Annotated in this window: 20 protein-coding genes; 12 read left to right on the forward strand and 8 right to left on the reverse strand. The window is 68.9% G+C overall.

Features of this window, described 5'->3' with window-relative positions; genetic code table 11:
- Window positions 1-67: 67 nt before the first annotated feature.
- A complete protein-coding gene (locus E5A74_RS01990; protein WP_135982314.1) occupies window positions 68-964 on the forward strand; it encodes a LysR family transcriptional regulator in 897 nt (298 codons plus the stop codon).
- Here E5A74_RS01990 and E5A74_RS01995 read toward each other — a convergent pair.
- Entirely contained in the window at window positions 961-3,309 is a 2,349-nt protein-coding gene (locus E5A74_RS01995; protein WP_240699657.1) for a membrane-bound PQQ-dependent dehydrogenase, glucose/quinate/shikimate family, read from the reverse strand. The genes E5A74_RS01990 and E5A74_RS01995 overlap by 4 nt on opposite strands.
- Before the next feature lie 210 nt (window positions 3,310-3,519).
- On the opposite strand from E5A74_RS01995, the gene E5A74_RS02000 reads away from it, so the two are divergent.
- Window positions 3,520-4,914: a leucyl aminopeptidase family protein gene (locus E5A74_RS02000; protein ID WP_135982316.1), complete on the forward strand. Its 1,395-nt coding sequence runs from the start codon at window positions 3,520-3,522 to the stop codon at window positions 4,912-4,914.
- Here E5A74_RS02000 and E5A74_RS02005 read toward each other — a convergent pair.
- A complete protein-coding gene (locus E5A74_RS02005; RefSeq protein WP_135982318.1) occupies window positions 4,902-6,833 on the reverse strand; it encodes a putative bifunctional diguanylate cyclase/phosphodiesterase in 1,932 nt (643 codons plus the stop codon). The two genes, E5A74_RS02000 and E5A74_RS02005, sit on opposite strands and share 13 nt — an antisense overlap.
- Before the next feature lie 125 nt (window positions 6,834-6,958).
- On the opposite strand from E5A74_RS02005, the gene E5A74_RS02010 reads away from it, so the two are divergent.
- Window positions 6,959-8,338 carry an MFS transporter gene (locus tag E5A74_RS02010; protein WP_135982321.1) on the forward strand — a complete coding sequence of 460 codons (1,380 nt, stop codon included), beginning with the start codon at window positions 6,959-6,961 and terminating at the stop codon, window positions 8,336-8,338.
- Between the two features lie 78 nt (window positions 8,339-8,416).
- Here E5A74_RS02010 and tpiA read toward each other — a convergent pair whose 3' ends face one another.
- Entirely contained in the window at window positions 8,417-9,169 is a 753-nt protein-coding gene (tpiA, locus tag E5A74_RS02015) for a triose-phosphate isomerase (protein ID WP_135982323.1), read from the reverse strand.
- A 115-nt stretch (window positions 9,170-9,284) separates the two neighbouring features.
- Between tpiA and E5A74_RS02020 the strand changes: the two genes are divergently transcribed.
- Both E5A74_RS02020 and trpE read left to right on the forward strand, forming a co-directional pair.
- Window positions 9,285-11,231: a peptidylprolyl isomerase gene (locus tag E5A74_RS02020; protein WP_135982325.1), complete on the forward strand. Its 1,947-nt coding sequence runs from the start codon at window positions 9,285-9,287 to the stop codon at window positions 11,229-11,231.
- A 1-nt stretch (window position 11,232) separates the two neighbouring features.
- Window positions 11,233-12,738, forward strand: a complete 1,506-nt coding sequence (gene trpE / locus E5A74_RS02025) for an anthranilate synthase component I (protein ID WP_135982327.1) — start codon at window positions 11,233-11,235, stop codon at window positions 12,736-12,738.
- A 36-nt stretch (window positions 12,739-12,774) separates the two neighbouring features.
- Here trpE and E5A74_RS02030 read toward each other — a convergent pair whose 3' ends face one another.
- Entirely contained in the window at window positions 12,775-13,191 is a 417-nt protein-coding gene (locus E5A74_RS02030) for a hypothetical protein (RefSeq protein WP_135982329.1), read from the reverse strand.
- Between the two features lie 126 nt (window positions 13,192-13,317).
- On the opposite strand from E5A74_RS02030, the gene E5A74_RS02035 reads away from it, so the two are divergent.
- Window positions 13,318-13,902: an anthranilate synthase component II gene (locus E5A74_RS02035; RefSeq protein WP_135982331.1), complete on the forward strand. Its 585-nt coding sequence runs from the start codon at window positions 13,318-13,320 to the stop codon at window positions 13,900-13,902.
- A 4-nt stretch (window positions 13,903-13,906) separates the two neighbouring features.
- On the opposite strand, the gene E5A74_RS02040 is transcribed toward E5A74_RS02035, so the two are convergent.
- The 3 genes from E5A74_RS02040 to E5A74_RS02050 all read right to left on the reverse strand — a co-directional run bounded on the left by E5A74_RS02040 (window position 13,907) and on the right by E5A74_RS02050 (window position 15,396).
- Window positions 13,907-14,329, reverse strand: a complete 423-nt coding sequence (locus E5A74_RS02040) for a hypothetical protein (RefSeq protein ID WP_135982333.1) — start codon at window positions 14,327-14,329, stop codon at window positions 13,907-13,909.
- Window positions 14,330-14,381: 52 nt separating this feature from the next.
- Window positions 14,382-14,759 carry a hypothetical protein gene (locus E5A74_RS02045; protein WP_135982335.1) on the reverse strand — a complete coding sequence of 126 codons (378 nt, stop codon included), beginning with the start codon at window positions 14,757-14,759 and terminating at the stop codon, window positions 14,382-14,384.
- An 85-nt stretch (window positions 14,760-14,844) separates the two neighbouring features.
- Entirely contained in the window at window positions 14,845-15,396 is a 552-nt protein-coding gene (locus E5A74_RS02050; protein WP_135982338.1) for a GbsR/MarR family transcriptional regulator, read from the reverse strand.
- A gap of 160 nt (window positions 15,397-15,556) precedes the next feature.
- Here E5A74_RS02050 and E5A74_RS02055 point away from each other — a divergent pair, with 160 nt between their 5' ends.
- On the forward strand, window positions 15,557-15,931 hold the full coding sequence (locus E5A74_RS02055) for a hypothetical protein (RefSeq protein WP_166745565.1): 375 nt from the start codon (window positions 15,557-15,559) through the stop codon (window positions 15,929-15,931).
- Window positions 15,932-15,976: 45 nt separating this feature from the next.
- Here E5A74_RS02055 and E5A74_RS02060 read toward each other — a convergent pair whose 3' ends face one another.
- Window positions 15,977-16,279, reverse strand: coding sequence for an MliC family protein (locus E5A74_RS02060; protein WP_135982342.1), 303 nt, complete (start codon window positions 16,277-16,279; stop codon window positions 15,977-15,979).
- A gap of 122 nt (window positions 16,280-16,401) precedes the next feature.
- On the opposite strand from E5A74_RS02060, the gene trpD reads away from it, so the two are divergent.
- From trpD to E5A74_RS02085, 5 genes are all read left to right on the forward strand, one after another.
- Window positions 16,402-17,397 carry an anthranilate phosphoribosyltransferase gene (gene trpD, locus E5A74_RS02065; protein ID WP_135982344.1) on the forward strand — a complete coding sequence of 332 codons (996 nt, stop codon included), beginning with the start codon at window positions 16,402-16,404 and terminating at the stop codon, window positions 17,395-17,397.
- Window positions 17,394-18,164 carry an indole-3-glycerol phosphate synthase TrpC gene (trpC, locus tag E5A74_RS02070; RefSeq protein ID WP_135982346.1) on the forward strand — a complete coding sequence of 257 codons (771 nt, stop codon included), beginning with the start codon at window positions 17,394-17,396 and terminating at the stop codon, window positions 18,162-18,164. The genes trpD and trpC overlap by 4 nt, the downstream gene beginning before the upstream one ends.
- Window positions 18,161-18,628: a cyclic pyranopterin monophosphate synthase MoaC gene (gene moaC, locus E5A74_RS02075; RefSeq protein WP_135982348.1), complete on the forward strand. Its 468-nt coding sequence runs from the start codon at window positions 18,161-18,163 to the stop codon at window positions 18,626-18,628. The genes trpC and moaC overlap by 4 nt, the downstream gene beginning before the upstream one ends.
- 235 nt (window positions 18,629-18,863) lie before the next feature.
- Window positions 18,864-19,817: a PilZ domain-containing protein gene (locus E5A74_RS02080; RefSeq protein ID WP_135982350.1), complete on the forward strand. Its 954-nt coding sequence runs from the start codon at window positions 18,864-18,866 to the stop codon at window positions 19,815-19,817.
- Between the two features lie 29 nt (window positions 19,818-19,846).
- The gene (locus E5A74_RS02085) at window positions 19,847-21,043 is read left to right on the forward strand and encodes a molybdopterin molybdotransferase MoeA (protein ID WP_135982352.1); all 1,197 of its coding nucleotides are present in this window, start codon (window positions 19,847-19,849) and stop codon (window positions 21,041-21,043) included.
- Window positions 21,044-21,088: the final 45 nt, after the last annotated feature.

Genomic DNA, 21,088 nt, shown 5'->3' on the forward strand with positions numbered 1-21,088 from the left:
ATCTAGGCCTTGCATCGCCTCGCGATAATCCGGCACAATCAGCACAGGCTGTACGGACTTTCGGACAATGGATCTCGGCGACCTCGATGCCTTCGTCGTAGTTGCGCGCGCCAGTGGATTCCGTGACGCCGCGCGCGCTACCGGCGCCAGCGCCTCCGGGCTCAGCGACGCGGTGCGGCGGCTCGAGACGCGGCTCGGCGTGCGCCTGCTCAACCGCACCACGCGCAGCGTCGCGCCCACCGAGGCGGGCACAAGGCTGCTCGAACGGCTGGGTCCCGCGTTGTCCGAAGTCGAGGCGGCGCTCGACGTGATCAACATCTTCCGCGATCGGCCGGCGGGCACGCTCAAGCTCAACGTGCCGGTGATCGCCGCGCGGCTGGTGCTTCCCGCGATCCTGCCCGGCTTTCTAGCCGCCTATCCCGAGATCCAGCTCGAGATCATCGCCGAGGACAGCTTCGTCGATCTGCTCGCCTCGGGTTGCGATGCCGGCATCCGCTATGACGAGCGGCTCGAGCAGGACATGATCGCGGTGCCGATCGGCCCGCGCGTCCAGCGCTTCGCCGCGGGGGCCGCGCCCGACTATCTCGCGCGCCGGGGAACGCCTGGGCATCCGCGCGACCTGCTCGCGCATCAGTGCCTGCGCGGGCGCTTCGCCAATCGCGGGCTGCACGCCTGGGAATTCTCCCGCGACGGCGAGACCGTGCGCGTCGAGCCCAACGGCCCCTTGATCGTCAGCCTCAGCACGGCGTTCGACTTGCTGATCGCCACGGCGGTCGCGGGCGGCGGAGTCGTCACGTCGTTCGAGGAACTGCTGCGGCCGCATTTCGACAGCGGCGCGCTCGTCCCCGTCCTCCCAGACTGGTGGGAAAGCTTCTCCGGCCCGTTCCTCTATTATCCCGGCCGCCGGCTCGTCCCCGCGCCGCTGCGCGCCTTCATCGACTATGTGAAGGCGCACCCCGGCTAGGACAGCGCATAGGCGACCACTTCGTCGCTGACCGGGGTCTCCATGAAATGATGGCCGCCGGCATAGAGGACGAGATACTGCTTGCCGTTCACCTCATAGGTCATCGGAGTCGCCTGCCCGCCGCCTGGAAGCACATCCTTCCAAAGCGTCTTGCCGGTGCGCAGATCGATCGCGCGGATGAGGTTGTCGGTCGCCGCAGCGATGAAAACGAGCCCGCTGGCGGTCACTACCGCGCCGCCATTGTTGGGCGTGCCGATCGTGATCGGCAGCATCGAGGGGATGCCGAACGGCCCATTGGTGCGCGCCTCGCCGAACGGGCGGTCCCAGATCGTCTTGCCGGTCGCCATGTCGATCGCGCGGATCCCGCCATAGGGCGGCTGTTTGCAGAGCATGCCGGTGACCGGCATCCGCCAGCCGGCGTTGACGCTGATCGCATAGGGCGTGTTGGCTTGCGGATCGCCGGCGCCTTCGGCACCGCCGATCTTGCCGCGCGCCTGATCGCGCGGCGCCCAGCCCAGCTTGTCGGCCTCCGCGCGGGGCACGAGGCGGACATAATTGGGCATGTCGTTATAGTTGGCGACGATTACGCCGCGCTGCGGATCCACGGCGATCCCGCCCCAATCGGTGCCGCCATTATAACCCGGATATTCGATCGAATGCCCGTTCGCGACGGGGGGCGTGAAGAAGCCGTGATAGCTCGCCCGCCTATACTGGATCCGACAGACCATCTGATCGATCGGCGACATGCCCCACATGTCGCGCTCGGTGAGATCGGGCTTGCGCAGCGTGTGCCAGAGCGACACCGGTTGCGTCGGTGCGCGCTGCTGTGGCTCGACGCCGCCGCCGGGTACGCGCATCTCGCCGACCGGAGTGAGCGGACGGCCGGTGCGGCGATCGAGCACATAGATGTCGCCCTGCTTCGAGGGCAGCACCAACGCGGGCGTGCCCTGATAGTCGACCAGTGTCGCTTGCGCGCCGAAATCATAGTCCCAGACGTCGCGGCGGACCGCCTGGAAGCGCCAGCGCGGCTTGCCGGTAGTGACGTCGAGCGCGACCAGCGAGGTCGCGAACATATTCTCCTCGGGTCGACGCAGCGACGAATAATAGTCCGCCGCGGCATTGCCCATCGGCAGATAGACGAGGCCGAGCTGCTCGTCGCCGCTCGCCAGCGTCCACATGTTCGGGGTGCCGCGCGCCCATTCCTGTCCCGCCGGCGGGGCGCCGTTCCATGCCGGGTGCATCATGTCCCACGCCCAGCGCAGCTGGCCGGTGCGTGCGTCGAACCCCTGGATCACCCCGGAAGGCGCCCAGCGGTCCTGCCCGTCGAGCACCTGATGCCCGGTGACGAGGATCCCGCGCACCAGCGTGGGTGGCGAGTTGATCGAGACGAAGCCGGCGGGAACCTTGCCCATACCGATCTTGGCATCGACCTGGCCGTTGGCGCCGAAATCGGCGCAGGGTCGGCCCGAGTGCGCATCGACGGCGATCAGCCGGGCGTCGAGGGTGCCTTCGATGATCCGCGTCGCGCAAGGCTGGTCGGCGGCCATGCCGGGCACGGCGTAGTGGACGACGCCACGGCACGCTGCGGTATAGGGGATGGCGGTGTCGGGAACCTTGGGATCGTAGCGCCAGCGCTGCTTGCCGGTCGCCGGATCGAGCGCGATCAGGATGTTCTTGGGGGTGCAGAGATAGAGGCTGTCGCCGATCTTGAGCGGCGTGTTCTCGGCGCCATAGGTGCCCCGGATCTGCGGCGAGGACGGGAGATCGCCGGTGTGGATCGTCCAGGCGCGCCGGAGCTTGCCGACATTTTCGGCATTGATCTGGGTGAGCGGCGAATAGCGCCTGGCGCTCACCGTGCCGCCATAGGCCGGCCAGTCGGCGCCGACATTCTGGCCCGAGGGATCGGCCATGCCGCGCGTTCCGGCGGCGGGAAGCGCCGCGAGGACCGGGTTGGGCTGGTTGGCGGCGGCCACCCAGAAATCGACCGTGGTGACCAGCAGCGCCGCGACCACGCCGATCAGCGCCAGTCGCCAGCGATTCTCGCGCCGGCTCAGCGTCGCCATCGCGAGGATCACGCCGAGCAGCAGCACGACCGGCGCGATCACGCGGGGTACCTGCGCCCAGGCGTTGGCGCCGACCTCCCACCATGCCCAGACCATGCTGAGCAGCACGATCGCGAGATAGACCCAGCCGCCGACCATGCGTCCGCGCGCCAGCAGCACACCCGCCACCAGCATGGCGATGCCGGTCAGAAGGTAGTAGAGCGAGCCGCCGAGCGCCGCGAGCCAGGCACCGCCGACCAGCAGCACCAGTCCGATCAACGCGACGAGCCCGCCGATCAGGATCGCGAGCCAGCTTCCCCATCGCCGTCGGTGAAGGCCGGGGGCCGGTTGATCGGCAAGGGGCGGCACGGCGTTAGAACGGGCATCGGTCAAGGCAGGTCTCCCGAAGACGCCGGGCCAACCAGCCTCGGGCGGGCACGGTTCCGAAATGAACAAAATTTCATCTTCGCCGCGGGGCTAGGCGCGGCGGCCTTGCGCCCCTAGATCGGGGCAATGCCTGATCTCACCACGCTCGTTCAGCCCGATCGCGGCCAGCCCGCACGCACCATCCACCTGATCGACGCCAAAGGCTTCGACGCCTGGCTCGCCGCGCAGCCGCCGCGGCATCGCACCGCCGCGCTGGCCCAGAAGCTCGCTCCCACCGGCTATTCGAGCGCGATCCTGCCCGGCGACGGCCCCGAGGACTGGTCGGTGGTCAGCGTGGTCGCCAATGTCGAGCGGCTCACCCCCTGGTGCCTCGCCAAGCTCGCCGAGACGCTGCCGGAGGGCGCCTATCGCGTCGACGGGCGCGACCCCGGCAAGGCGATCTATGGCTGGCTGACCGCCCAGTACAAATTCGACCGCTATCGCAAGAAAGACGACAAGGCGCAGGGCGCGCGCGTGCTGCTCACCGGCGACCCTGCCCGGATGGAGGAGGCGCTACGTCTCGCCGGCGTCGCCTTCAAGCTGCGCGACCGGATCAACACCGGCGCCAACGACATGGGGCCCGCCGATCTCGAGGCCGCCGCCGCCGATCTGGCGAAGGACTATGGCGCCGCACTGACCGTGGTGAAGGGCAAGGAAGTCGAGAAGGGCTATGGCATGCTCTGGGCGGTCGGCAAGGCCGCCGGCGAGGGCCGCGAGCCGCGGCTGATCGAGCTCGAATGGGGAAATCCCGAGCATCCGCGCATCGCGATCATCGGCAAGGGCGTGTGCTTCGACACCGGCGGGCTCGACATCAAGCCTGCCGCGGGCATGCGGCTGATGAAGAAGGACATGGGCGGCGCCGCGCACGCGCTGGCGCTCGCCGAGCTGGTGATGCAGCACCGCCTGCCGGTGCGCCTGCACATGCTCGTTCCCGCGGTGGAGAATTCGATCAATGGCGAGGCGACGCGCCCCGGCGACGTGATGATCTCGCGCAAGGGCATCTCGGTCGAGAACAGCAACACCGATGCCGAGGGCCGGCTGATCCTCGGCGACGCGCTGACCAGGGCGGCGGAGAACGATCCCGAGCTGGTCTTCGACTTCGCGACCCTCACCGGCGCCGCCCGCGTCGCGCTCGGCGCGGATCTGCAGGCGGTGTTCGCCAATGACGACACGCTCGCCGCCGAGCTGCTCGCCGCCGCCGAGAGCGAGGCCGATCCGATGTGGCGGATGCCGCTCTACGAGCCGTACAAGGAAGCGCTCAAGTCCGACGTCGCGGACATGGTCAATGCGGCGGAGGGTCCGTTCGGCGGCGCGATCACCGCGGCGTTGTTCCTCAAGGAATTCGCCCCCGAAAAGGCGCAATGGGCGCATTTCGACATCTTCTGCTGGAATGGCTCGGCCAAGCCTGGCCGGCCCAAGGGCGCCGAGGCGGTGAGCCTGCGCGCGACCTGGAAGGTGCTGAAGGACCGCTACGCGGGCTGAACCCGCGCCGCGTGCGCCTCGACGTCGTCGCGCGACATCGGATAGCCGAAATGGAAGCCCTGCCCCATCGCGCAGCCCAGCCCGACCAGGGTTCGCGCGGTGGAGGCTGATTCGATCCCCTCGGCGACGACGGGGAGGCCGAGCGTGTTCGCCAGCGTGATGATCGCGTGCACCAGCCGCAGCGCCTCGGGATCGCGCTCCATCGCGGTGACGAACGAGCGATCGATCTTGAGCCGGTCGAACGGCAGCATCTGGAGGTGCTGGAGCGAGGAATAGCCGGTGCCGAAATCGTCGAGCGCCAGCTGGATCCCCTGATTGCGGAGCGAAGCGATCGTCTGGCGCGCGCGATCGGCGTCGACGATCAGCGCGTTCTCGGTGATCTCGATGGTGAGGCGCGGCGGGGGAAAGCGCTCGCGGGTCAGCACCGCCAGCACCTTCTGGCTGAACCACGGATCCTTGAGCTGGGTCGGCGAGACGTTGATCGCGATCGCCGCGTTCCAGTCGCGCGTCTCGCGGCAGGCGCGGCGCAGCAGCCGCAGCATCAGCTCGTCGATCAGCCCGCATTCCTCGGCGATCGGGATGAACAGCTCGGGGCCGATCTCCTCGCCGCCCGGGCGCTGCCAGCGCGCGAGCAGCTCGTAGCCGACGACGCTGCCCTGCTTCAGATCGACGATCGCCTGATAGTGCGGCACGAAGGCGTCGCGCGCCATGGCGTCGCGCATCTCGCGCTCGAGCTCGGCACGGCGGCGGATCTCGGCGTCGAGCGTCGGCTCGAACGCGCAATGCTGGCTCCGCCCCGATTGCTTGGCCTTGTAGAGCGCGATGTCGGCACGGCGCATCAGCGTCTCGAGGTCGTGCGCGTCGCCGGGATAGAGCGAGATGCCGATGCTCGCGCCGATGTGGTGGACCAGATCGGAGCCGGCAAAGGCGCGCTGCATCGCCTGGACGATCACCTGCGCGCCGCGCCGCGCCTCTTCGCCGTCGCCATCGACGATCACCGCGAACTCGTCGCCGCCGAGGCGGAAGCTCTTCCCGGCCTCGCCGACCGCGGCGGTGAGCCGTGCCGCCACTTCGCGGAGCAGGACGTCGCCGGCGGGATGGCCGTGCACGTCGTTGACCGATTTGAAGTGATCGAGATCGACGATGAGCAATCCGAAGCGCTCTCCGCTCGCCGCGCTGGCGACGCGCGCCTCGAGCGTCTCGGTGAGCGCGCGCCGGTTGGGCAGGCCGGTCAGCGGGTCGTGATAGGCGAGCTGATGCGCGCGCTGCTCGGCGCCGCGGGCGCGGCGTTGCTCCGCCGCCATGTCGGACCGCGAGCGGAGCACTTCGATGAACCCGGCATGGGTGGTGCGCAGCATGCGCAGGATCAGCGCGGCGACGACAACGATGTTGAAGCCGACACCGCGCAGGATCCAATCGCCCGAGAAGAGCAGGCAAACCGTGACCGGCATCGCCCCGAAGAACAGCACGGCATGGCCGGCACGGGGCAGCGACTGGAGGCAGTAACAGCAGCTGATCGCGCCAATGAAGATGTACAGCGCGATACAGGCGCGGCGGACTAGATCGGCCTGGAAATAGAGGAACAATCCCCAGCCGCCGAAGCCGATGCTGAGCACCGCGGCGACGATCGTCGTTCCGAGCAGATAGCGGGCGATCGCATCGGGTTCGGGGGTGAAGCTCCGGCGACGCAACCAGAAGGCCGCGCGAATCGCGCCGAGCACGGCGAGCACGACCGGCATGCCGAAGCTCCACCACGCGCTCACCGTGCCGTTCGATGCGAAGCTGAGGAACGCCGCGTCGACGAGCATCAGCGCGTACATCAGCGGAACCTGCTGGCGCAGGGTGCGGAACTGCTCGACCAGAATCGCGCGATCCTGTTCGGAGCTGGTGACGACGGCCGGGAGGGGACGCCTGAACATAATCACATATAGCAGGAAAGGAGGTTTCGATTGCGTTTCCCATAAGGATTCAGCGACTTGAATCCATCGAGCGTCGTCGCGCGGGGACGCTCCCGCAACCGCGACAATCCTGCTAGCCTGACGCCATGCCGGCCGCCGCCCACCCGAGATTGACCCTCGCCGCCTGCATCCTCGCCTCGAGCCTCGCCTTTATCGACGGATCGGTGACCAATGTCGCGCTGCCGGCGATCGGTGCCGATCTCAAGGCGACTCCGGCCGAGCTGCAATGGACGATCAACGCCTATCTGCTGCCGCTTTCGGCGCTGTTGCTGATCGGCGGCGCGGCGGGCGACTATTTCGGACGGCGCAAGCTGCTCGTCATCGGGATCGCGATGTTCACCCTCGCCTCGATCGCCTGCGCGCTGGCCGGGGATCTGACGATGCTGCTCGCCGCGCGCGCGGCGCAGGGGGTCGGCGCGGCGATCCTGCTGCCCAACAGCCTCGCGACGCTGGGCCATGCCTTTACCGGCGAGGCGCGCGGCAAGGCGATCGGCACCTGGGCCGGCGTCGGGGCGATCGCCGGCGCGGTCGGTCCGCCGCTCGGCGGCTGGCTGGTCGACGCGATCGGCTGGCGCGCGATCTTCTACGTCAACGTGCCGGTGGCGGCCGCGGCGATCTTCATCGCGCTGCGCTATGTCGAGGAGAGCTCGGAGGGGGAATTGCCGCTCGACCTGCCCGGCGCGCTGGCGGCGACCGTTGCGCTCGGCGCGCTCACCTGGGCGCTCACCTTGTGGTCGAGCCACCATGCCTTTGACGGCACCGTCGCGATCGGCCTCGGCGCGGGGCTGCTCGCCATCGTGCTGTTCCTGTGGATCGAGCATCATCGCGGCAGTCGCGCGATGATGCCGATTGCGATGTTCGGCTCGCGCGCCTTTGCCGGGCTGACCCTGCTCACCTTCCTGCTCTACGGCGCGCTGGGCGGGGTGCTGCTGCTGCTCCCCTTCGTGCTGATCGAGGCTGCGGGCTACACCGCGCTGCAGGCCGGGCTCGCGCTGCTGCCGATGCCGCTGGGGATGGGGCTGGCGTCGCGCGTGATGGGCAAGCTGACCGCGCGGGTCGGGCCGCGCTGGCCGCTGACGATCGGGGCGCTGATCGTCGCGATCGGCTTCGCGCTGCTCGTGCTGGTCGACGCGGACGCCTCTTACTGGACCAGCGTGTTCCCCGGCTGCCTCGTCATCGCGATCGGCATGTCGAGCGTCGCCGCGCCGCTGACCACCGCGGTGCTCGCCGCGGTCGACGACACCCACGCCGGCACCGCTTCCGGGTTCAACAGCGCGATCGCCCGCACCGGCGGGCTGATCGCCACGGCGATCGCCGGCGCGGTGATCGCCAGCGCGGGAGCGGGGCTGATCGCGGCGTTCCATGGCGGCGCGCTGGTCGGGGCGGCGCTCGCCGCCGCGTCGAGCGCGACGGCGCTGCTCACCCTCGGCGAAATCCGTCCCAACCAAAAACAGAACCAAAAATAGGGACAGTCCCTATTTTCGAATAAGCAATAAATGGGGACTGTCCCTATTTTTCCTATTTTTCCCTGGCAGGGACTGTCCCTATTTTTCTGGCAGCGTCGACGCCGCCGCGATGATCGGCACGAACTTTTCGGCGGTCAGGCTCGCCCCGCCGACCAGCGCGCCGTCGACATTATCGACCGCGAGGAGGTCGCGCGCATTCGCCCCGGTAACCGATCCGCCATAGAGGATGCGAATGCCGTCGGCGGCGTCGCCGACCATGTTGCGCAGCTTGGCGCGCGCGATCGCGTGCATCGAGGCGATCTCGTCGAGCGTCGGGGTCTTGCCGGTGCCGATCGCCCAGCGCGGCTCATAGGCCAGCGTCAACCAGTCGCCATGCGCCCCTTCGGGCAACGATTTCTCGATCTGTGACTGGACGATCCGCTCGGCGCGGCCGGCGTCGTGCTCGGCTTCGGTCTCGCCGCAGCACAGGATCACCTTGAGCCCGTGCCGGCGCGCGGCCGCGGCCTTGGCCCATGCGTCGTGGCTGGTCTCGTGCTGGTCGGCGCGGCGCTCGGAATGGCCGACGATGGTCAGCGTCGCGCCGCATTCGATGAGCATGTCGGCAGAGATGCAGCCGGTATGCGCGCCCTTGTCGGCCTCGTGCAGATCCTGCGCGCCGATCGGCAGCGCACCGGCCACCGCGACCGCGGGCGCGATCAGCGTGAAGGGCACGCACAACGCCACATCGACTCCCGGCTGCGCAGCGGCCACCGCCGCGATCGCCTCGACCTCGCCCAGCTGCGCCTTGAGCCCGTGCATCTTCCAGTTCCCGGCAACCAGCTTGCGGCGCATGTCCAACTCCCTGTCTTTGGTTGCAGCCGATACCAAGCCATGCGCGCTGCACAAGCTTGAAGGCGCGCCCTACCCGCCCTAAAGCACGCCAAATTCCTCTTGCGAACGGCCCTTCATGCTCAATTTCTTCCGCCGCTTCACCAAGTCGCGCTACGGCCTGATCGCGGTGTTCATCTTTCTCGGCATCATCGCGCTGGCGTTCGTCGCGGGCGATGTGACCGGGATCCGCATGAACGGCACCGGCAGCGGCGGCGATGTCGTCGCCAAGGTGGGCAGCCGGAAGATCACCGATCGCGACGTGCGCGACCGTGTCGACCGGTTCATCCGCAACCTCCAGAGCGAGGGGCAGACCGTCACGATGGAGCAGTTCCTGGCGCAGGGCGGGCTCGAGATGACGCTCGACGAGATGATCAACAGCGCCGCCCTGGTCGAGTTCGCGCAGAAGTCGGGGATGCAGGTCAGCAAGCGGCTGATCGATGGCGAGATCGCCAGCAACCCGGCGTTCGTCGGGCTCGACGGCAAGTTCAGCCAGAAGCAGTTCGAGGATTTGCTGGCGCAGAACCGGATCCCGCCCGCGCTGTTCCGCGCGAGCATGACCGATGAGCGCTACAATCTCTGGCTGATCAACCGCGCGACGCTGGGCAACCATATTCCGGATGGCGTGCTGCTTCCTTATGCCTCGCTGCAGCTCGAGCGCCGCACCGGCACGGTCGGCCTCGTCCCGACGATCGCGATGGATCCGGGCCCCGATCCCGACGACAAGACGCTTGCCGCATGGTATCAGTCGCGCAGCGCGCGCTACACGGTGCCGCAGCGCCGGATCGTCCGCTATGCGATGGTCAAGCCCGACCAGCTGCGCGCCGGCACGGCAGCCACCGAGGCCGAGATCGCCGATGCGTATAAAAAGGCCGGCAACCGCTTCGCGGCGACCGAGAAGCGCAATGTCCGCCAGCTCGTGGCGCTCGATCAGGCAACCGCCAACCGCATCGCCGGCGAAGTGAAGGGCGGCAAGACGCTCGCCGCCGCCGCGAGCGCCGCGGGGCTCGAGCCGACCAATTTCGAAGGCGTCGAAAAGGCCGCGCTTGCGCGCCAGACCGCGCCCGCGGTTGCCGATGCGGCGTTCGCGGCGGCGCAGGGCGGCGTGGTCGGCCCGGTCCGCTCGCCGCTCGGCTGGCACGTGCTCCAGGTCGAGAAGATCGAGAAGATCGCGGCGAAGACGCTCGATCAGGCGCGTGCCGAGCTCGCCAGCGAGATCAGCGCGCGCAAGCTCGCCCAGACGCTCGCCGATCTCCGTCAGTCGATCGAGGACGGCATCGGCGACAGCAAGAATTTCGACGAGCTCGTCGCCGGGGCCAAGCTCACCCCCGGCCGCACCCCGGCGCTCACCGCCAACGCCGCCGACCCGGAAAATCCCGAGTTCAAGCCCGAGCCGGCGACGACCGCGATCATGCGCGCCGGTTTCGGCATCGAGCAGCCGGGCGACGATTCGCAGATCGTGCCGATCGCGGAGGACGGCAGCTTCGCGCTGGTCGGGCTCGAGCGCATCGTGCCCGCCGCGCCGCGCCCGCTCGCCCAGATTCGCGCGCAGGTGGTGAAGGACTATCTCGTCGAGAAGGCGCTTCAAAAGGCGCGCGGCATCGCCATCCAGGTGATCGCCAAGCTCGAGAAGGGCGTGCCGATGCAGCAGGCGCTGACCGAGGCCGGCGTGACCAAGGGTCCGCCGCCGAAGCCTTTCGATTTCAAGCGCGCCGATGTGCAGCGTCAGAACATCGCGCCCTATCTGCAGATGGCGTTCCGCATGGCACCGGGCAAAGCCAAGCTGGTCGAGGGACAGAACCGCGAGGGCTATTATGTCGTCCATCTCGCGCAGGTCGAGGAGCATAGCGCCGCCGGCGATCCCGTCGCGCTCCAGCAGGTGCGTGGCGGCCTCGCGCCGCAGGTCGGCCCGGAGCTCGCGCGTCAGTTCGCCGCCGCGATCCGCAACGACCTCAAGGTGACGCGCAACGACAAGGCGCTCGCGCAGCTCCGCGCCGATCTGACCCGCACGGGCTCGGCGCGCTGAAGTGACCGAGGGCGTCGAAGCCGCACGGGCGGCGCTCGCCGCCGGCCGGCCGGCTTTGCTCTGGCGTCGGCAGGTGGCCGACACCGAGACGCCGGTCGCCGCCGCGCTCAAGCTGATCGAGCCCGGCCGCGGCGACTTTCTGCTCGAATCGGTCGAGGGCGGATCGATCCGCGGGCGCCACAGCCTGATCGGGCTCGCCCCCGATCTCGTCTTCCGCGCCACCGGCGGCGAGGCCGCGATCAACCCGCGCTGGTTGACCGACCGCGAGGCGTTCGCGCCCTGCCCCGAACCCGCGCTCGAAGCGCTGCGCGGGCTGGTCGAGGCTTGTCGGATGGAAGTGCCGTCCGCGCTGCCGCGCGCGCTGGCCTGCCTCGTCGGCTATTTCAGCTACGAGACGGTGGGGCTCGTCGAGAAACTGCCGCGTCCGCCGGCGAACCCGGTCGGCGTGCCCGACATGATGTTCGTGCGGCCGACCGTGGTGCTGATCTTCGATCGGCTGGCCGACACGCTGTTCCTCGTCGCGCCGGTCTGGCCCGACGCGACGCGCGACGCCCAGACATTGATCGACGCCGCCGCCGAGCGCATCGACGCGACCGCCGCCCGGCTCGCGACGGCGGCGCTGCCCGCGCCGGTGCGCGCCGAGCCGGGCGAAATCGCGCTCACCCCGGTGCTCGCGGCCAGCCGCTATGGCGAGATGGTCGCACGCGCCAAAGACTATATCGCCGCGGGCGACATCTTCCAGGTCGTGCTCGCCCAGCGCTTCACGACGCCGTTCGCACTGCCGCCGTTCGAGCTTTATCGCGCGCTGCGCCGGGTGAACCCCTCGCCCTTCCTCTATCATCTCGACTTGCCCGGCTTCGCGCTCACCGGATCGAGCCCCGAGATCCTCGTCCGCGCCCGCGACGGCGAGATTACCATCCGCCCGATCGCCGGCACCCGCCCGCGCGGCAAGACCGCGGCGGAGGACGAAGCCAACCGTGCCAGCCTGCTCGCCGATCCCAAGGAGCGCGCCGAGCATCTGATGCTGCTCGATCTCGGCCGCAACGATGTCGGCCGCGCCGCCGAGGCGGGCAGCGTCAAGGTGACCGACAGCTACACCGTCGAATTCTACAGCCATGTGATGCACATCGTCTCGAACGTCGTCGGCACGCTCAAGCCGGGCAGCGACGCGCTCGACGCGCTGTTCGCGGGCTTCCCTGCGGGCACGGTCAGCGGCGCCCCCAAGGTTCGCGCCTGCCAGATCATCGCCGAACTCGAGCCCGAGACGCGCGGTCCCTATGCCGGCGGCGTCGGCTATTTCTCGCCCGACGGTTCGATGGACAGCTGCATCGTGCTGCGCACGGCGCTGATCAAGGACGGCGTGATGCACGTCCAGGCGGGCGCCGGCATCGTCGCGGATTCGGATCCCGCCTATGAGCAGCGCGAATGCGAGGCCAAGGCGGGCGCGCTGTTCGCCGCCGCGCGCGAAGCCGTGGCGCGGGCGAGCGAAGCGGGTTTCGGGCAGTAGAATCCTCCCCGAGCCCGGCTCGGGGAGGATTTGATCTCAGTCCTCTGCCGGCGCCGTAGTCCGCGCGGCCTTGGCCTTGGCGTCGACGCGCTCCTGATACCATTGGCGGATCGCGGCGCGGGTGCAGCCGGTCTGGCCGCCGATGCCGACGGGCGAGCAGCTGTTGGGAAGTCCGGCGCGGTTGAATTCCTCGACGGTCTCGACGCGGTTGGTCCATGCCTGCGCCGCGGCGCCCTCATTGGGCTGGTTCCGCAGGCTCTTGGGGATGCGGTAGGGCGATTCGCCGGCATTGGCACAGACGACGACTTCGTCGGGGCTCTCGGCCTTGGGGCACTTGTCGTCGCCGTAGAGCAGGATCGAACGCACGCGCTTTGGCGGGCCGTCCTGCGTGCCGCCATCCTGCGCCGGGGCGGGAGCGACGATCAGCGCGGCGAAGAGCAAGGTGGAAAGCATGAAAACTCCTTTGAACGGCCAACAACGCCTCTGCGCCGCCAGCGTTGCCGCCGTACTGTGGCGGCGCCAAGGCAATTATGGGCCGGGGAATTGTGAGATCGCGCGAAACACCTTAACCGCTGCTGCATGATCCTCGTCATCGACAATTACGACAGCTTCACCTGGAACCTCGTCCACTATCTGATGGAGCTGGGCGCCGAGGTTCAGGTCGTGCGCAACGATGCGCTGAGCGCGCGCGACGCGATCGCCAGCAACGCCCAGGCTTTCCTGATCTCGCCGGGTCCGTGCACCCCGAACGAGGCGGGGATCAGCCTCGATCTCGTCGCCGCCTGCGCCGAGCTGCGCAAGCCGCTGCTCGGAGTGTGCCTCGGCCATCAGGCGATCGGCCAGCATTTCGGCGGCCATGTCGTCCGCGGCGGACTGATGCACGGCAAGACCTCGCCGGTCGAGCATGACGGCACCGGGCTGTTCGAGGGCCTGCCCTCGCCATTCACCGCCACCCGCTATCATTCGCTGATCGTCACCGAGATTCCCGAGCAACTGGTGATCAACGCCACCGCCGCCGACGCGTCGGTGATGGGCGTGCGCCACCGCGATCTGCCGATCCACGGCGTCCAGTTCCACCCCGAAAGCATCGCCACCGAACATGGCCACGCGATGCTGGCGAATTTCATGCGGCTCGCCGGTATCGAGACGAAAGCGCTGGCCTGAGCGGCTATCGGCCTGCAGCGGGTGCGTCCATCGCGTCCGTACCCAGGCAGATCCATCCGCACAGCGCCGAAGTCGTCGTCAGGCTGAAGAGTAGCCAAGGCTCGGCCGACAACAGCCAGCCGCCGGACATGCCCAATAGGCCGCCGCTCAGCGCCCATGCCGCTCTGGACCGGAGCGGCGCGAAGCGATCGCCCAGCGCGAGCATCGCTGCCGTGCCGATCGAATTGATCGGCAAGGCGACAGGGATGCCCACGAACATGGCGACCGCCGCCGCAGCAACCAGCGAGCCCAACAATTCGCGCTCGACCGGGACCGCTGCGGGTAGCTGCGCATAATAGCCACCAAACGCGCTTGTCAGCACCATCAGCGGTCCCGCGGCGAGCGTGGAGAGACCGATCCCCACCGCGTGATCCTCGATCGTTCGCATCAAACCCCTCCCTGGAGAGGGGCGCGACCGCCGGCGACGGCCGCGCCCCGTTTTACGCGCGAACCATCCGTTCCTGCTGGTCGCCCAGCCAGCCATTCACCTTGCGGCCGAAATGCGCGATCGCGCCCATGTTGAAGAAGTGCATGCAGCCGAGCACGACCACCGCGAGGCCGACCTTGCCGCTGAGGAAGCGGATCGCGTCGGGAATGGTATGCGGCTCGGCCCCGAGGCTCAGCGTCAGCGTGATGAAGCCGATATTGACGAGGTAGAAGCCGACGACGAGCAAATGGTTGGTCGATTTGGCGAGCCGATCGTCATGGCCGAAGCATTCGATCAGGAATACCTCGCCATTCTTCGACAGGGTGCGGGCGACCCAGATCGTGATCGCCAGCGTGATCGCCAGATAAAGCGCATAGGCAGTCTCAACCATCGTTCCATCCTTTCATTCCGGTTATTTCTGTAATTTCAGAAACTATAGCGCGCACGATCGCGACTGGCGCATGGCTTTCTCCTGTTCAGCTGTCGGTGGTTTTCTTGCCCGGTCCGACGAAACGGGCGATCTTGCCGCCGAGCTTCATCAGCGTGACCAGCGTCGGCTTGGGCAGCCGGCGGACCTGATCGTACCAGTTTGTGAGCGTCCCAATGAACTCGTGCATCCGGGTGATCCGCTCGCGGACATGCGCAGGCGCGCTGTCGTCCTTCGCCATCTGCTCGGCCAGCCCGCCGAGCAGCGCGATGGTGGGGTCGATCTCCCGGCGCTTGCGCTCGGCGGAAATGCGCATGAGCATCTCCCACAAATCGGTCTCGGCGACGAAATGGTCGCGCCGATCGCCGTCGACATGGACGCGGCGGACGATGCCATAGCCCTGCAGCTCCTTGAGCGCGGTCGAGACGTTCGAGCGCGCGAGGAGGAGCTGCTCGACGATGTCGTCGGCGGGGAGCGGCCGGTCGCTCAGATAGAGCAGGCCATGGACCTGCGCGACCGAGCGATTCACCCCCCATTGCGTGCCCATCTCCCCCCAGTGGAGGATGAAGGCCTTTGCGGCGGGAAGGTCGGTGAGCGCCATATCGATAATTTCTGTAATTTCAGAAATAACCGTTGTCAACGCCGTTCACGGCCCCCGGCCGCGCACAAGTTGCGACAATTCCACCGTCTCGCTGCAATTCCCTTGCGACAGATCGCCGCCATTCCGCTTCCATCGCCCGATCCGGGCCATGGAGATTCGAATGCACCCCAGACTCAAGCTCGCCGGCGCCGCACTGGCCGGCATCCTCGCGACCGTCGCGGTGGGCGGCATCGCCGTCGCCAGCATGGACAACGGCCTCGGCCATCTCGGCCGCGCCGATGCCAACGGCGACGGCCAGATCACTCGCGCCGAATGGGTCGCGGCGGCGAACACGCGCTTCGAACGGCTCGACGCCGACAAGGACGGCAAGCTCACCGCCGCGGAGATGCCGCGTCACCATGGCCGTGGCGATCGTCACCGCGGGCATCATGGCCCCCGCGGCGGAGGTTCCGACGGGGACGGCGCCGGTCCGCCGGCTCCGCCCCCGGGCAATGCGCAGCCGGTTGCCCCGGCCACACCGGCGCCGCAACGATGAGCCGATGGGCGCCTCGACCGGTTCGGGGCGCCCTGTTTCCGAAGATCAGGAAGCGGTGCAGGTCATCGGGATCATCCGCCCGACCGTATAGGTGATCTGCTTGCCCTTGCCGCGGATGCTGTGCGTGGGAGATTCGTACCAAAAGCCTGAAGCCGTCGGCTTGCGCGGGAGGACGACCTCGGCGTCGCTGGCCGGAGTGACGATCCGCGCGCTGTCACCGGCATAGACGACGATGATCCCCGGCGCGCGATCGCAGGCATTGGTCACGCGCAGATCGGTCATCGCCGGTGGCCGATGGGCGCAGGCCGCGAGCGCCGCGAACAGGGCGATCGGCAACAGGCTTCGCATCCGGCTTCTCCTTTCGGCGCCCGGCGGGGCGGACCCGTCCTCCAACGCGCCACAGCCGGGCTTGGCCCCGCCCCCATCAGGATTTGCTCGACTCGGCCGCGCATGGGCGGAATAGAGGCAGCGTGACTGTCTCGACGCTCCTTCCCGACCCTTCGTCGCCGCTCAGCCATGAGAGCGCCGCGCAGGCCTTTGCCGACATCCTCGACGGGAATGTCGGCGAGGCAGCGATCGCCGAATTCCTGATCGCGCTCAGCGTGCGCGGCGAGACCAGCATCGAGATCGCCGAGGCCGCGCGCGCGATGCGCGAGCGGCTGATCCCGATCAGCGCTCCAGCGGGGGCGATCGACGTTTGCGGCACCGGCGGCGACGGCCACCACACGCTCAACGTCTCGACCGCGGTGAGCCTCGTCGTCGCGGCGTGCGGGGTTCCGGTCGCCAAGCATGGCAACCGTGCCGCCTCGTCCAAGGCAGGCGCCGCCGACACGCTCGAGGCGCTGGGCCTGAATCTCGATCGCGCCGCCGCGCGCGCCGAGGAGAGCCTGCACGAACTCGGAATCGCCTTCCTCTTCGCCCAGCATCACCACCCGGCAATGGCGCGGATCGGGCCCCTGCGCCGCCGCATCGCCCGGCGGACGATCTTCAACCTGATGGGGCCGCTCGCCAATCCCGCGCATGTCTCGCGCCAGCTGATCGGCATCGCCCGCCCCGATTACGCGCCGATCTATGCCGAGGCGCTGGTCCAGCTCGGCGCCGAGGCGGCGGCGATCGTCTCGGGCGAGGAAAGCCTCGACGAACTCTCCACCGAAGGCGCGAGCGTGGTGGTCAATGTCGGCAGCGCCGCGCTGCCGGCCCGAATCACGCCCGAGGACGCCGGACTGCCCCGCCACCCGCTCGCGGCGATCCGCGGCGGCGATCCGGCGTACAACGCCCTCGCGCTGCGCCGCCTGCTCCAGGGCGAGACCGGGCCCTATCGTGACGCCGTGCTGCTCAATGCCGCCGCGGCGCTGATGGTCGCGGGTCGCGCGCGCAACCTCGTCGACGGCGTCGAGGAGGCGGCCGAGGCGCTCGACGGCGGGCTCGCCAACGCGCTGCTCGATTGCTGGATCGCCTTCGCATGAGCACGATCCTCGACAAGATCCTCGCCACCAAGCGCAGCGAAGTCGCCGCGCGCCGCACGGCGCCCGTGACGCGCCCCGAACCGTCGCCGCCGCGCGGTTTCAAGGCAGCGCTCGACGCGAAGGTGGCAGCCGGGGGTTTCGGCCTGATCGCCGAGATCAAGAAGGCCAGCCCGTCCAAGGGGCTGATCCGCCCCGATTTCGACCCGCCGGCCCATGCCCGCGCTTATGCCGCAGGCGGTGCCGCCTGCCTGTCGGTGCTCACCGACCAGGAGTATTTTCAGGGGCATGAGGACTATCTGATCGCGGCGCGCGCCGCGTGCGACCTTCCGGTGATCCGCAAGGATTTCATGGTCGATCCGTGGCAGGTCGCGGAATCACGCAGCATCGGTGCCGACGCGATCCTGATCATCGTCGCGGCGCTCGAAGACGGCGCGATGGCCGAGATCGAGGCCGCGGCGATCGAGCTCGGCATGGACGTTCTGGTCGAGGTCCACGACGCCGACGAGCTCGCGCGCGCGCTCAAGCTCAAATCGCGACTGATCGGCGTCAACAATCGCAACCTGAAGACCTTCGAGGTAGATCTTCAAAAAACCTATGAACTCGTTCGGCACGCACCGCGGGACTGCACCTTCGTTGCCGAATCCGGGCTCACCGGCCGTGCCGATCTCGATGCGATGGCCGAGCACGACATTCGCTGCTTCCTGATCGGCGAATCGCTGATGCGGCAGGACGATGTCGAAGCGGCAACGCGGGGGCTGGTGGGATGACCGGGCTCAGCCATCTCGACGAGAGCGGCGCGGCGCACGTGGTCGATGTCGCCGGCAAGCCAGTCACGGCGCGCGAGGCGGTCGCCGCCGGGCGGATCACGATGTCGCGCGAGGCCGCCGCGGCGATCCGCGCGGGCAGCGTGAAGAAGGGCGATGTGCTCGCCACCGCGCGCATCGCCGGGATCATGGCGGCCAAACAGACCGCGGGGCTGATCCCGCTCTGCCACCCACTGCCGCTCACTCGCGTCGCCGTCGAGCTCGCGCCCGACGAGACCGGCGTGACGGTCACCGCGACCGCGGCCACCGAAGGCAAGACCGGAGTCGAGATGGAAGCGCTCACCGCCGCCAGCGTCGCGCTGCTGACCTTGTACGATATGGCCAAGGCTCTCGATAAAGCCATGATAATCGGCGATATCCGCTTGCTCTCGAAAAAGGGCGGCAAGTCCGGCGACTGGTCGGCCTGAGCCGCGCCGCGCCGCCGCCCCAGCATCGACGCTGCGCGTCGTGCCACCCGGCCGCTGCACTGGCGGTCGCATCGGATCGAGCAGCACGGGACGGATCGCGATCACACGCGGCAGGCGGTGCGCGCCGCCGCGCTCCGCTCGCTCGCGATTAGGGATTCTACAACCGCGAATCTTAACGCGGATTTCAGGCCCTTTAAGCAATGACTTGCCTCGCGACCGGGGTGGGAAAACAGTAATGATTCAAGCGCTCAGGTCTGCGACCGTGTTCTCGCTCTCGGCCGATCCGCCGCGCGCGGTGCGCCAGCGCCCCGACGCCCAGGCGGCGTTCGACGCGGCCTTCCTCGTCACCGATTGCGAACGCTTCCCCTGCTCGCTGCAGCGGCTGTCTTCCGCGGGCGCCACGATCGAGATCGAGGCACAGCTCAGCGAGGCCGAGCCGATGCGGCTCGAAATGGCGAGCGGCCAGGCGATTCCGGGCCGGATCGACTGGTGCGCCGATGGCGAGGCCGGCTTCGTCTTCGAAGCGCCGATCGACATCATCAGCACGCTCGCGCGCACGCTCGCCAACCTTCCCGCCGAACGCCGCAGCATGCCGCGCGTCGAGATCCACCAGCTCGTGGCGATCCGCAGCGGCAGCAAGGTCGAGCATGCCCGCACGCGCAACATCTCGCAGGGCGGCGTCGGCATCGACACGCGGCTCGACCTCGCGGTGGGGGATCCGGTCCAGCTGACGTTCGATGCGCTCCGCCCGCTCGATGGCGTGGTGCGCTGGGTGCAGGACGGCCATGCCGGCATCGCCTTCGACGAGGAGCTCGGCTGGCAGACCCTGATGCCATGGCTGCGGCACGCCCAGCACAACCATGGCGGAGCGGCGCCCGCGGCGCACGGCTTCGATACCGAAGGGATGATCCCCGACAAGCACGCGATCCGGCTCGATCTGCCGGCCAGCGTGCGCGAGGGCGTGCGCTGGTGGAACGCCCGCGTCCGCGGCATCACCGCGCATCTCGTCGAGCTTGAGACGCGCGCAGTGCTCGCCCCCGGCGCGCAGCTCTGGGTGTCGCTTCCCGAGATCGGCGGCGGCCCGGCCAGCGTGATCGAGGCGAAGAGCAATCGCATCCTCTGCGAGTTCCGCCTGCCGCTGCGCGCGCGCGACCTCACCCTCGTCACCGGCGGCCAGACACCGCGCTGAGCCCTTGCGCCGCGAGCCCTTCCCGGCACATGGCTGACCCGATGGCTGCGCTCCTGCCCCTTTCCGACGCCTGGTCCCGGCTGTTCGCGCTCGCGCCGCCGCCCGCAATCGAGCGGGTTTCGCTCATCGATGCCGCCGGACGCTGGACCGCCGACGACGTTCGCGCGCTCCGCACCCAGCCTTCCGCCGATCTCTCGGCGATGGACGGCTATGCGATCCGCTTCGCCGATCTGCCCGGGCCGTGGCGCGTGATCGGCGAGAGCGCCGCCGGTCGCGGCTTTGCCGGTGCGGTCAACCCGGGCGAGGCTGTCCGCATCTTCACCGGCGCGCCACTGCCGCCGGGGACCGACACCGTCATGGTCCAGGAGGAAGCCGCCCGCGATGGGGACGTGCTGCGTCTCGACGGCGAAGGACCCGCCATGCACGGCCGCAACGTCCGCCGACGCGGCCTCGACTTCTCCGAAAGCGATTGGCTGGTCCGGAGCGGCGAGCGGCTCACGCCGGCGCGGCTCGCACTGATTGGCGCCGCGGGACATGGCAGCGTCGCGGTGCACCGCAAGGTCCGCGTGGCGATCGTGGCGACGGGGGACGAGCTCGTCGCCCCGGGCGCCCCGGTCGGCGCGACGCAGCTTCCCGAGACCAACCGGCTGATGCTCGCCGCGCAACTCGCCGATCTGCCGGTGACGCTGGTCGATCTCGGCATCCTGCCCGATCGCCGCGACGCGCTCGAGGCGGCGTTCCGCGCGGTGGACGCCGATCTGCTCGTCACCAGCGGCGGCGCCTCGGTCGGCGACCATGACCTCGTGCGGCCGGCGCTGGAGGCAGCGGGAGCAGTGATCGACTTCTGGAAGATCGCGCTGCGCCCGGGCAAGCCGGTGATGGCAGGCCGGCTTGGCGGCGCGGTCGTGCTCGGCCTGCCCGGCAATCCGGTCTCCGCCTTCGTCACGACATTGCTCTTCGTGCGCCCGCTCATTGCGCATCTCGCCGGCGCCGCCGATCCCTTGCCGCGCACCCGCACCGCGACGCTCGCCGAGCCGCTCGGCGCCAATGGCGAGCGCACCGACTATCTGCGCGCCGAGCTGCACGACGGCCGCGTCACCGCCTCCACACTGCAGGATAGCGCGATGCTGCGCACGCTCGCCCGCGCCACCTGCCTGATCGTCCGCGAACCGCACGCCCCCGCGGCGCATGCGGGCGACTCGGTGGAGATCCTCGACCTCGCTTGACAAGCCGCAAGAACATTGCGTAAACGTTCCGTGTCTGTTCTGGAC

The organism is Sphingomonas naasensis, from assembly GCF_004792695.1.
Classification (GTDB): domain Bacteria; phylum Pseudomonadota; class Alphaproteobacteria; order Sphingomonadales; family Sphingomonadaceae; genus Sphingomonas; species Sphingomonas naasensis.

What these genes read in the sequence shown, in the direction of transcription:
- trpC (WP_135982346.1), top strand. Translation starts at nt 17,394, where the DNA reads ATGAGCACGATCCTCGACAAGATCCTCGCCACCAAGCGCAGCGAAGTC.
- E5A74_RS02030 (WP_135982329.1), bottom strand. Translation starts at nt 13,191, where the DNA reads ATGCTTTCCACCTTGCTCTTCGCCGCGCTGATCGTCGCTCCCGCCCCG.
- E5A74_RS02080 (WP_135982350.1), top strand. Translation starts at nt 18,864, where the DNA reads ATGATTCAAGCGCTCAGGTCTGCGACCGTGTTCTCGCTCTCGGCCGAT.
- E5A74_RS02055 (WP_166745565.1), top strand. Translation starts at nt 15,557, where the DNA reads ATGCACCCCAGACTCAAGCTCGCCGGCGCCGCACTGGCCGGCATCCTC.
- E5A74_RS02040 (WP_135982333.1), bottom strand. Translation starts at nt 14,329, where the DNA reads ATGCGAACGATCGAGGATCACGCGGTGGGGATCGGTCTCTCCACGCTC.
- E5A74_RS02005 (WP_135982318.1), bottom strand. Translation starts at nt 6,833, where the DNA reads ATGTTCAGGCGTCCCCTCCCGGCCGTCGTCACCAGCTCCGAACAGGAT.
- E5A74_RS02060 (WP_135982342.1), bottom strand. Translation starts at nt 16,279, where the DNA reads ATGCGAAGCCTGTTGCCGATCGCCCTGTTCGCGGCGCTCGCGGCCTGC.
- E5A74_RS02010 (WP_135982321.1), top strand. Translation starts at nt 6,959, where the DNA reads ATGCCGGCCGCCGCCCACCCGAGATTGACCCTCGCCGCCTGCATCCTC.
- E5A74_RS02000 (WP_135982316.1), top strand. Translation starts at nt 3,520, where the DNA reads ATGCCTGATCTCACCACGCTCGTTCAGCCCGATCGCGGCCAGCCCGCA.
- E5A74_RS02050 (WP_135982338.1), bottom strand. Translation starts at nt 15,396, where the DNA reads ATGGCGCTCACCGACCTTCCCGCCGCAAAGGCCTTCATCCTCCACTGG.
- E5A74_RS02035 (WP_135982331.1), top strand. Translation starts at nt 13,318, where the DNA reads ATGATCCTCGTCATCGACAATTACGACAGCTTCACCTGGAACCTCGTC.
- E5A74_RS01990 (WP_135982314.1), top strand. Translation starts at nt 68, where the DNA reads ATGGATCTCGGCGACCTCGATGCCTTCGTCGTAGTTGCGCGCGCCAGT.
- E5A74_RS02020 (WP_135982325.1), top strand. Translation starts at nt 9,285, where the DNA reads ATGCTCAATTTCTTCCGCCGCTTCACCAAGTCGCGCTACGGCCTGATC.
- moaC (WP_135982348.1), top strand. Translation starts at nt 18,161, where the DNA reads ATGACCGGGCTCAGCCATCTCGACGAGAGCGGCGCGGCGCACGTGGTC.
- tpiA (WP_135982323.1), bottom strand. Translation starts at nt 9,169, where the DNA reads ATGCGCCGCAAGCTGGTTGCCGGGAACTGGAAGATGCACGGGCTCAAG.
- E5A74_RS02085 (WP_135982352.1), top strand. Translation starts at nt 19,847, where the DNA reads ATGGCTGACCCGATGGCTGCGCTCCTGCCCCTTTCCGACGCCTGGTCC.
- E5A74_RS02045 (WP_135982335.1), bottom strand. Translation starts at nt 14,759, where the DNA reads ATGGTTGAGACTGCCTATGCGCTTTATCTGGCGATCACGCTGGCGATC.